General features: G+C 58.0%; 9 protein-coding genes and 3 pseudogenes. 3 read left to right on the plus strand and 9 right to left on the minus strand.

Annotated features, from left to right (window positions below):
- Positions 1–64: 64 nt before the first annotated feature.
- Positions 65–1,327 carry a cation:proton antiporter gene (locus S101446_RS17270; protein ID WP_087609054.1) on the plus strand — a complete coding sequence of 421 codons (1,263 nt, stop codon included), beginning with the start codon at positions 65–67 and terminating at the stop codon, positions 1,325–1,327.
- A 36-nt stretch (positions 1,328–1,363) separates the two neighbouring features.
- Here S101446_RS17270 and S101446_RS17275 read toward each other — a convergent pair whose 3' ends face one another.
- The 3 genes and pseudogenes from S101446_RS17275 to S101446_RS18830 form a co-directional block, all read right to left on the minus strand.
- Entirely contained in the window at positions 1,364–2,734 is a 1,371-nt protein-coding gene (locus S101446_RS17275; protein ID WP_087609056.1) for a ClC family H(+)/Cl(-) exchange transporter, read from the minus strand.
- A 19-nt stretch (positions 2,735–2,753) separates the two neighbouring features.
- Positions 2,754–4,037 (minus strand): chloride channel protein, encoded by a 1,284-nt coding sequence (locus tag S101446_RS17280; protein WP_019092385.1) that lies wholly within the window; start codon positions 4,035–4,037, stop codon positions 2,754–2,756.
- A gap of 389 nt (positions 4,038–4,426) precedes the next feature.
- Positions 4,427–4,534: pseudogene (locus S101446_RS18830) on the minus strand (integrase core domain-containing protein); the annotation flags it as partial.
- Between the two features lie 168 nt (positions 4,535–4,702).
- On the opposite strand from S101446_RS18830, the gene S101446_RS17295 reads away from it, so the two are divergent.
- Both S101446_RS17295 and S101446_RS17300 read left to right on the plus strand, forming a co-directional pair.
- A protein-coding gene (locus S101446_RS17295) for an IS3 family transposase (RefSeq protein WP_118963845.1) occupies positions 4,703–5,889 on the plus strand; the annotation gives its coding sequence in 2 pieces (ribosomal slippage) (positions 4,703–4,961 and positions 4,961–5,889; 1,188 coding nt in all).
- Positions 5,890–5,968: 79 nt separating this feature from the next.
- Entirely contained in the window at positions 5,969–6,304 is a 336-nt protein-coding gene (locus S101446_RS17300; protein ID WP_244184667.1) for a type II toxin-antitoxin system death-on-curing family toxin, read from the plus strand.
- A 143-nt stretch (positions 6,305–6,447) separates the two neighbouring features.
- Here S101446_RS17300 and S101446_RS18835 read toward each other — a convergent pair whose 3' ends face one another.
- The 6 genes and pseudogenes from S101446_RS18835 to S101446_RS18675 form a co-directional block, all read right to left on the minus strand.
- The gene (locus S101446_RS18835) at positions 6,448–6,585 is read right to left on the minus strand and encodes a transposase (protein ID WP_408884649.1); all 138 of its coding nucleotides are present in this window, start codon (positions 6,583–6,585) and stop codon (positions 6,448–6,450) included.
- Positions 6,579–6,725: pseudogene (locus tag S101446_RS17305) on the minus strand (transposase); the annotation flags it as partial. The pseudogene S101446_RS17305 and the gene S101446_RS18835, both read right to left, overlap by 7 nt.
- 529 nt (positions 6,726–7,254) lie before the next feature.
- Positions 7,255–7,622 (minus strand): annotated as a pseudogene (locus S101446_RS17315) (DUF488 domain-containing protein).
- 2 nt (positions 7,623–7,624) lie between these two features.
- Positions 7,625–7,960 carry a ferredoxin reductase domain-containing protein gene (locus tag S101446_RS18665; protein WP_279629063.1) on the minus strand — a complete coding sequence of 112 codons (336 nt, stop codon included), beginning with the start codon at positions 7,958–7,960 and terminating at the stop codon, positions 7,625–7,627.
- Positions 7,961–8,008: 48 nt separating this feature from the next.
- Positions 8,009–8,392 carry an FAD-binding oxidoreductase gene (locus S101446_RS18670; RefSeq protein WP_279629064.1) on the minus strand — a complete coding sequence of 128 codons (384 nt, stop codon included), beginning with the start codon at positions 8,390–8,392 and terminating at the stop codon, positions 8,009–8,011.
- A gap of 30 nt (positions 8,393–8,422) precedes the next feature.
- Complete coding sequence (locus S101446_RS18675) at positions 8,423–8,827, minus strand: globin domain-containing protein (protein WP_279629065.1); 405 nt, start codon at positions 8,825–8,827, stop codon at positions 8,423–8,425.
- Between the last annotated feature and the right edge of the window lie 198 nt (positions 8,828–9,025).

Genomic DNA, 9,025 nt, shown 5'->3' on the forward strand with positions numbered 1-9,025 from the left:
GGTCTATAAAAGAGAGCACCGGTTTTTCTTGACGCGAAACGCCAGAAAGGCCAGCGATCATACCATGGATACCATCAGCCTGATCGCCCTGCTTCTCATGCTTGCCGCTGCCTTTAGCATTCTCAATCACCACACGCTTCGCGTTCCCGTGACGATCGGCGTTCTGATCTTCTCGTTGCTGACTTCCCTGCTGGTCATGGTTCTGAACCTGCTGATCCCGGCCTATGATCTTCAGGCCCTGCCGCGGTCTGTGCTGGGGGTCATCAACCTACCCGCGGCGCTTCTGAATGGTGCGCTGTCACTTCTTCTCTTTGCCGGAGCCATGCAGGTTGATGTCGGACACCTGCGTGCGAAACTGATGTCCGTGACAGCCCTGTCCATTCTCGGGACTGTTCTGGCCGTGGCCTTTCTGGCGGGCGCGGCCTGGAGTGTTTTTCCGCTGTTGGGCCACGCTGTTCCCTTTACATGGTGCATCGTGCTCGGCGCCATTCTCGCACCTACTGATCCGGTTTCGGTCGTGGGGATGTTAAAGCGTCTGGGGCTGCCGGGGCCGCTTCAGGCCATTTTCGCGGGCGAGAGCCTGTTCAATGACGGCGTCGGGGTCGTCATTTTCGGTGTGACGATCGGACTGGCGACCGGAGACAGTCAGGGCGTAGCCGCCTCCGGGATTGCCCTCAGCTTCTGCCGCGAGGCGCTTGGTGGCGGCCTGCTGGGCGCACTGACGGGGTGGATTGCGCTTCGTGTGCTCAAGGGGCAGCGGGATCCGCATATCGATCTGCTGACGTCACTGGCCCTGGCGACCGGAACCTTCAGCATTGCCAACCACCTTGGCATGTCAGGCGCGATTGCTGTCGTCGTGGCCGGATTGTGTTTCGGAACAAGCTATAGCCATTCCGTTTTCGATGAAGCGTCCCGTAAGGAACTCGATATCGCCTGGACCCTGATTGACGAAGTGCTGAATGTCCTGCTGTTCATGCTTATCGGCTTTGAAATACTGGAGATCACGCCGCATCTGTTTACGGTGCTGGCAACGCTTGCCGTGATCCCGCTGTCCATTGCCGTGCGGGCATTGAGCGTGCTGTTTTCCACCCTCCCGGTTCATCTCCGGCAATGGGAGCGTGGCCGTGTTCTGGGTATCCTGACCTGGGGCGGCCTGCGTGGCGGCATCTCGGTTTCGCTGGCGCTTGGACTGCCACCCGGTGAATTGCGCAATCTGCTGCTGCCTGTCTGTTACGGCGTGGTAGTGTTCACCATTATCGTGCAGGGATTGACCATGGAACGGGTCGCCCGCAGGCTCTATCCGTCATCCGCATCCCGGTCTGAATGATTCCTTATGAAACAGGTATTCCAAAAGGTGATAATTTCAGCGTCTTCCGGTTGCTGCCCTGAGCCTCAGCGCCTCGTAGATCGGTGTATCGCCGAGCGCTCCTGCCACTACCATTGCCGCGAAGCTTCCAGACAGAAGCGGCAATACAAGATCGGACGATCGGGTCATTTCCATGACGAGGATAATGCCCGTCAAGGGCGATCGAACGGATCCCGCAAACATGGAGGCCATGCCGACAATCACAAATGGCGTGGTCGCCAGCGCTGTATCCGGGCTCAGTATCTGCGCCACAAAGCTGCAGGCCAATCCGGACAGTGCCCCCAGGGCAAGCATGGGTGCAAATAGTCCTCCTGGTGTTGCGGCAGCATAGGAAATCGCACCGAAGATCAACCGGAAAACGAACAGGGCAGGGATAATACACCAGCTTATCGTATTATTTATCGCTGCCTGGGTAATCCAGTCCCCTCCACCTGCCAGATGGGGATCAAGCCACACAACAAGTCCAGCCAGACCACCAATCAGAACGGCCCTGACGGGTATGCTGACAGGCAGACGGTCGGCAAGGCGCAGTGCTGAAAGAATTGTCCGGTTATATCCAACCGCCAGCAGACCGGTCATGAGACCGGTCATGACAAAGAATAGCTGCTTCGCGATCGCTTCAGGCGGGACCTGATGGAACACGATGAAATCAGGCTGGCCGCCCAGGATGCCACGACTGATCAGAATGGCTGAAATGGACGCCCCGAGTGCCGCACACACCATTCTGGCTTCAAACCGTCCCACCAGTTCTTCCAGGACAAAAACGGCACCTGCAGCCGGCGCATTGAAGGCCGTTGCAAGACCGGCTCCTGCGCCAGCGGCGAGGAGAGCGCGACAGTCCGCCTGCCGCAGAGAGAGCAGTCGTCCGATCGTATTGGCTGTCGCGGCACCCATCTGCACGCTTGGCCCTTCGCGTCCTAGGGCCAGTCCACCTCCAATCGCCAGCAGACCACCAATGAACTTGACCGGGATGAGCACCCATGGCGCTGGGACCGCGACGCCCGACAGCACGGCCTCGACATGGGGAATACCGCTGCCTGATGCCAGCGGCGCAAAACGGCGCACCATTTCCACTGCGACAAGGGCCGCCAGGGCAACCCCCACGACCAGAAAGCAACCCTCCCACGGAGAACCATGCAGAAACCGGAGAGCCAGATCCGTTCGCGCGGTTTCCAGCCCTTTAAGAAACAGGCGGAAGACCCCACAGATTGCACCGGTCGCAAGTCCGATCAGGATTGACGCTGACGCCAGGAAAACCAGACTGCAGGAACTCCCGGTCTGTTCCGGTTGTGGTTTCCGGTTCGGCACCTGCTGCAGCATCGTGTCTTCTTTCGTTGACTGACGGTTCTCTGGCTCGGAATACTGCATCAGCAACCCGGGTCCCGGTTCAGGAGGGATCAGTTTCCTGCCTTGAAAGTGTTTTTTCCTGACCTGCCTTCCGTTCCGTCTTCTCCATGAACCCCGCGGCGAGGGCGGAATAAAGCGGATGCGGGCAGACCGTGCGCGAGACCCCGAACGCCAGAAACGCAGTCGCGAGAAGCGCCAGCGTGACCTGCTGGTTATCGCATACTTCCATTACGATAATCGTCGCCGTGAGGGGGGACTGGGCAACGCCACAGAAATATGCCGCCATCCCAAGCAGAACGACCGCGCCTGGAGATGTATGGGGCAGGAACTGCTCGATCCATCCGCCCATTCCGGCGCCAATGGCAAGAGATGGTGCAAACATGCCCCCGGGTATCCCCGAACAGAAGGTGATGAGCATGGAAAGGTACTTCAGGAGAAAGAAGGACGCGGGATAATGGAGGCTGCCATCCACGATCCCCCGCGCCTGGAGATAGCCCGTACCATAGGTTGCACCATCGGATGCCAGTCCGATCAGGGCCAGAAGCAGACCGCATAGAGCAGCAAACCCGAGAGGGAAACGTGCTGCAAACGGACGAAGTGATCCAGGCAATCCTTTTGACAGCCTGATGACAAGGCGGGCAAAAAGGCCACCTGCCAGCCCACCGCTTACACCACACACCAGAACGGCCAACCATGCGACACCAACCGGGATGGAGGCACTGGTGCGACCGAAATAGGTATAATTCCCCAGCAGGGCAATCGCGGTGATCCCGGAAAAGATGATGACGGTCAGTGTCCGTCCTGACGATTTCTGTTCAAAGGAATGGGCGAGTTCCTCAATGGCGAATACAACTCCGGCCAGGGGCGTGTTGAAGGCCGCAGCCATGCCGGCGGCTCCGCCCGCCAGGATCATACCGTGTCGGGTGACGTCATTATGCTGACCCATGGCCCGCGAGAACGCATGCATGATGGACGCCCCGATCTGGACGCTGGGTCCTTCACGACCGATTGAGGCGCCGCAGATCAGACCGAGGCATGTCATCAGGATCTTGCCGAGCGCAATGCGCAATGTCAGGATTCGGTCCACCAGCATGAAATTATGCATATGCAATGTTGCAATTGTCTGGGGGATACCCGAGCCTTGGGCACCATTGAACAGCACGCGCGTCAACCAGGTAATGGCGACCAGTCCAAGCGGTGCAATCAGAAGCATGGACCAGGCATTCAGGGCGACGATGTGGTAACGCAGATCGGCCGCCGCATCCCCCAGATGGGCAAAGATCACGGAAATAATCCCGATCAGCACAGCCCCCGAGCAATACATGAGTGTTCTTTGCCATTTCAGGGTCCTGACACGCGCCAGACGACGAAGCCGACGGGCTCGTCTGGCGCGATTTCGGCCCGGAACGGACTGGCAGTCAGCCTGATCTGCACCATGGTATGACAATGTCGGCAAAATGGTCACGGCAGAGAAGGTCCAGACTGTGAGACAGGAACGGGGCATATACCATTTTTTCTTACGCCCCTGCTCAGAACCCATACCGGGAAGCTACAGGAGATTCATCCTCAAAATCTACGGGACTGCTACGTAGATCATTCATACATCTGGTGAGTTCCGTCTGGTTTCATTATCCAGATTATCATGCCGTTCTGCCATGCCCTTGAGACCCTTGTCTGGCGACCGGGTCCGGTGTTTGCCATCCAGTTGGGGATGTGGGGGCGCACCGTATTGTAGTCTGCCCGCCAGTCAGCCAGAATCTGGCGGGCATGCATCAGGGACGTGAGCAACGTTTCGTTGAGACATTCATCCCTGAACCGGCCATATCTTACTTCTAACCTTCGATGAGCCCGGATTTCTTCTGTGGTTGCCGTCCGTTATGCAAGAGTTTTCTGACCCATATTGACGTGTGATCGTGTGCGGTCAGAGGTGGTCCCCATTTTTCGGACAGGGCGATAAGCTATCATCTGGCCTGAACGAGGACGGGTTTTATGGGCAAGGTTACGCGGAAGAGGTATGCGGCAGAGTTCAAGTCACGGGTTGCGCTGGAGGCGATCCGTGGGGAACTGACGCTGGCGGAACTGGCTTCGAAACATGGGGTACATCAGACGATGATCGCCCAGTGGAAACGGCAGGCGATCGAGGGGATGGCGGCGACCTTTTCCGGGAAGACGGTGGCTGAGCCCCCGGTCAGCCCAGCTGACGTGGAGAAACTGCACGCGAAGATAGGCGAACTTCTCGTGGAACGGGATTTTTTACGCGATGCCTCTGCTCGGTTGGGCGTGATCAGAGGCGGCAGATGATTGACCCGAAGAGAGCATGCCTGCCGATAATCCGGCAATGCACGCTGCTGCAACTCAACCGGTCGGGCGTCTACTATCGGCCTGTGCCACAGAGCGAAGCCAATCTGGAGCTGATGCGGCTGATCGACGCCCAGTTCCTGGAAACGCCGTATTATGGCTCACGGCAGATGACATGGCATCTGCGCCGCCAGGGACATGAAGTGGGCCGCAAGCGGGTCCGGCGGCTCATGGCGATCATGGGCCTGCGGGCGATCTACCAGAAGCCGCGCACGACCGTGCCCCATCCGGAGCATCGGAAATATCCATATCTGCTACGGGATCTGGTCATCAATCGGCCTGACCAGGTCTGGTGTTCCGATATCACATATATTCCCATGAAACGGGGATTTCTCTATCTCGTGGCGATCATGGACTGGTTCACGCGCAAGGTCCTGTCCTGGCGTCTGTCGAACACGATGGACGTGGAGTTCTGTATCGAGGCGCTACAGGATGCCCTCATGCGCTATGGCGCCCCGGACATTTTCAATACTGACCAGGGGTCGCAATTTACGACACCCCGTTTCAGCGGGATACTGGAAGAGCGTCAGATCCGCATCAGCATGGATGGGCGCGGTCGCTGGCTGGACAACGTGTTCATCGAGCGTCTGTGGCGGTCGCTGAAATACGAATGCGTCTACCTGTACGCGTTCGAGACCGGATCAGAGCTGAGGGCCGGGCTTGGCAGATGGATCGCCCATTATAACGAAAGGCGTCCGCATACGGCGCTGGCTGGACGAACGCCCGATGAGGCGTATCATGACGTGCCGACGCCATCTGGTCCGGGGTTAACCCCGGACCAGATGGCCAACAGCAACGCCGTCAGAAGGGCGGCATAACAACAACCGGGTATAGCTTATCAAGCCCGCAAAACTGTCCGAACGGACGGGACCACCTCAGTTTCTGCATGATTGCGCCTTGCGCGAATATGGCGGCGCGCAGGGAATCAAAAGTGTGGATTTGCTGCATAGCGCGCTAGACCGACCGTTGAACCGTTATCACTACGCGGATCCGGTCCCTGTCGATCTGTTTGACATCGCCGCCGCCTATGCCTTCGGCATTGCGGGCAACCACCCGTTCAATGACGCCAACAAACGGACTGGCTGGGCCTGCTGTGTGTTGTTTCTCAAAGTGAACGGCCAGAACGTCGCCATCACCGCTCCGGACGTGGTGGAGTGCATGGTCGCTCTGGTCGAAAGAAAAATCGATGAGACAGAATTCGCCATTTGGCTGCGGAAGCATCAACTTCCATAAGATTATTGCTGACATTTGATGTCCGCTTCCGCTGTTATCTCGGGATCCGGGCAGTTGGGACGACGTCCCGAAAGCCGACATTGTCAGGCGAACCGCGATAGTCCGAGGTTGGGACATTCCTGTCGATTAGGACGTGTGGTCAGTTAATTCCGATGATGGCGGAGACGAGTTGCACTGCTTCTGAACTGCTTCAGTCTGGCGAAGAACCGTTCAATGATGTTTCTGTTTTTGTAAAACTGAACGTTGACTTTTCGTGGATAGCGTCGGTTTCTCTTTCGCACCAGCGGCGCAGACGTCTGTGCACATTCTTCCAATCCCCGAACCGCGCTGGCAGGTCACGCCACGAAATGCCAGCGCGGTAGCGATACAGCACGGCTTCCACAAACAGCCGGTTATCCGCAGCCGTTTCACCGACATGACCTTCATGATGGTTCCCAATCCGGTTAAGTCCTCAGATCAGCCACTCACCTGGCAACGACGTATCCGCCACCAGTGTCAGACATTCGCGCGTGTAATTGCCCATTACCGTCAGCACCCGGAAGCACCATCTGTTGTTCAATACGTCCGAGACGGAAGCCAAGCTCCGACGCTCGCGTAGCTTGTCGGCAGTATCACCGGCGAGTGCGTACCCAGCCTTATTTCCGGCCGCCATGCTTGCAGACCGACATTCCTTCCCGACTGGACAGGATATGCAGGTACCGATAGCCAATAGACGTCTTCCACAGCTAATACGCGAAGTCGACCGCGCACCGCTGCAAGTAATCCTTCTCCTGGATCGTCCAGGCCACAGCGTCCTATCGTAAATCGGGCGTTACAAGTTTTTTTGTCAGCAGTTCCTTCAGAATTTGATGATCTGCCCAGGTGCGCTCAAGGCTTTGGTTTCCTCTGCCATCATGTGATGCCATGATATATGCCTTCTGCCGTGCTGACACAGGAAATGGTGGGATCATTCAGGCCGCGTGATCCAGCAGGCGACGCAGGTAGGCGGCCAGCACAACTGCCTCGTTATGCTGCTTGTCACGCGCGCCATACAATAGGGTAAGCGGACCGGCGCGTGCCATGTCCAGCAATTGCTGAACCGGCAGGGGATTGGCCAGAAGTTCCGCGCTGTAGCGTTGCTGAAACCCGTTCCACCGGGCCGGGTCATGGCCGAACCATTGTCGCAGGTCAGTGCTGGGGGCAATGTCCTTCAGCATAGGTCAGGTCGGCGCGCTGCCTGCTGACCCCGCGGGGCCACAGGCCTGTCTACCAGCACACGACTGCCATCATCGGGTGCAGGCGGGTCATAAACCCGCCTGACATGGATGGTGTGTGCCATGCTTACCCGACCAGTACCCGCATCCGCCGCGGAACGAAGAATTCGAAACGGATCTGGCTTTCGGGCACGCCACCCGCCTTCAGCGTGGCGATGGCATCACGCATGAAGCTGTCGGGACCGCAGATATAATAGCTCGCGGACCGGTCGATTTCGTGCGTAAGCCATGCTGGTGTCATGCGGCCTGCGTGGGTGGTGACGCCTGTGGCGTCCTGTGCTGCCTGCGGTGTAGCGCGGCTGTAGAACAGATCGGCGTGCAGCATGTCCTTTGCTGCAAGGTCACGGATATAGGGCCAAAGGCTTCCGTTGCGGGGCGTGCGGGTGGTGTGGATGTAACGCACGCCTCTGGCCGCGTCCGTATCCAGCGCCCAGCATGGAAATGAAGGGCGTCAGGCCAGACCTGCGCTGAGAAATACGATGGGTGCGGGGGCCGGGTTGCCCAGCGTGAAATCACCCGCTGGCGCGGATACCTGCAGTACCGTGCCTTCATGCACGCTGTCATGCAGCCAGTCGGATACCACGCCATTATCGATGCGGCGGACGCTGATGCGGTAGGACCGGGAACCGGGTGCGGAGGAAATGCTGTAATTTCGCCGTTCCGACCCGTATCCCGGCACATCTAGGCGGAAGCTGAGATACTGTCCCGGCACATGGCGCATGATGGGTTTGCCATCGACGGTACCAGTTCGAAAGAGGTAACGGTCTCGCTTTCCACCGTGCGGCGACTGACATGGAAGGGACGCCAGCCAACCCAGCCACCGGGGCCGCGGCATGGGCCACGTAAATCTGTTCTTCCCGCCCGATCAGGATTTCGGCCAGGAACCAGTAGGCCTTGCCCATGCATCCATGATCTCGGGGGTTGCCGCATCCCCCAGAACATGGGCGATGGCGCCCAGCAGGGCATCGGCAACATAAGGATAGTGCTCGGGCAGGATGTTCAGCCCGACATGCTTTTCCGCAATGCGTTCGACCGCACCGGCCATGGCACCAAGGTTGTCGATATTGCGGGCATAGGCCAGCACTGCAAGCGCCAGCGCCTTTGGCTGCTCTCCATCCTTCTGGTGCGAAATGTTGAACAGGTCACGAATGTCCGGATTGGCCAGCAGGCGGCGATACATTTCCGTCGTTATCGCCAGACCATGTGCTTCCAGCGCGGGCACGCAGGCCTTGATGATGCTGCGGGTCTTGTCATCCAGAGGTGACGCCATTTTTTCCGATCTTTCTTAAAGATATATATTTAGGAAATCTTTCTGGATGTCTTTAAAGATGTCAATATTTTATACCCTTATGGCCACGCATACCTTTTATGCATGGGTCGTTTTGTTGGGTGGTCCGAAAACATCTGCATAATCTCGTACGCGGTGCTCCAGTGCCAGCGTATCGGGAACATGCTCCATCCGTTTCCC

It is taken from the genome of Komagataeibacter europaeus (assembly GCF_002173515.1).
Classification (GTDB): Bacteria; Pseudomonadota; Alphaproteobacteria; order Acetobacterales; family Acetobacteraceae; genus Komagataeibacter; species Komagataeibacter europaeus.

What these genes read in the sequence shown, in the direction of transcription:
- S101446_RS17270 (WP_087609054.1), top strand. Translation starts at nt 65, where the DNA reads ATGGATACCATCAGCCTGATCGCCCTGCTTCTCATGCTTGCCGCTGCC.
- S101446_RS17275 (WP_087609056.1), bottom strand. Translation starts at nt 2,734, where the DNA reads ATGCAGTATTCCGAGCCAGAGAACCGTCAGTCAACGAAAGAAGACACG.
- S101446_RS17280 (WP_019092385.1), bottom strand. Translation starts at nt 4,037, where the DNA reads ATGTATTGCTCGGGGGCTGTGCTGATCGGGATTATTTCCGTGATCTTT.
- S101446_RS18670 (WP_279629064.1), bottom strand. Translation starts at nt 8,392, where the DNA reads ATGCCGCGGCCCCGGTGGCTGGGTTGGCTGGCGTCCCTTCCATGTCAG.
- S101446_RS18675 (WP_279629065.1), bottom strand. Translation starts at nt 8,827, where the DNA reads ATGGCGTCACCTCTGGATGACAAGACCCGCAGCATCATCAAGGCCTGC.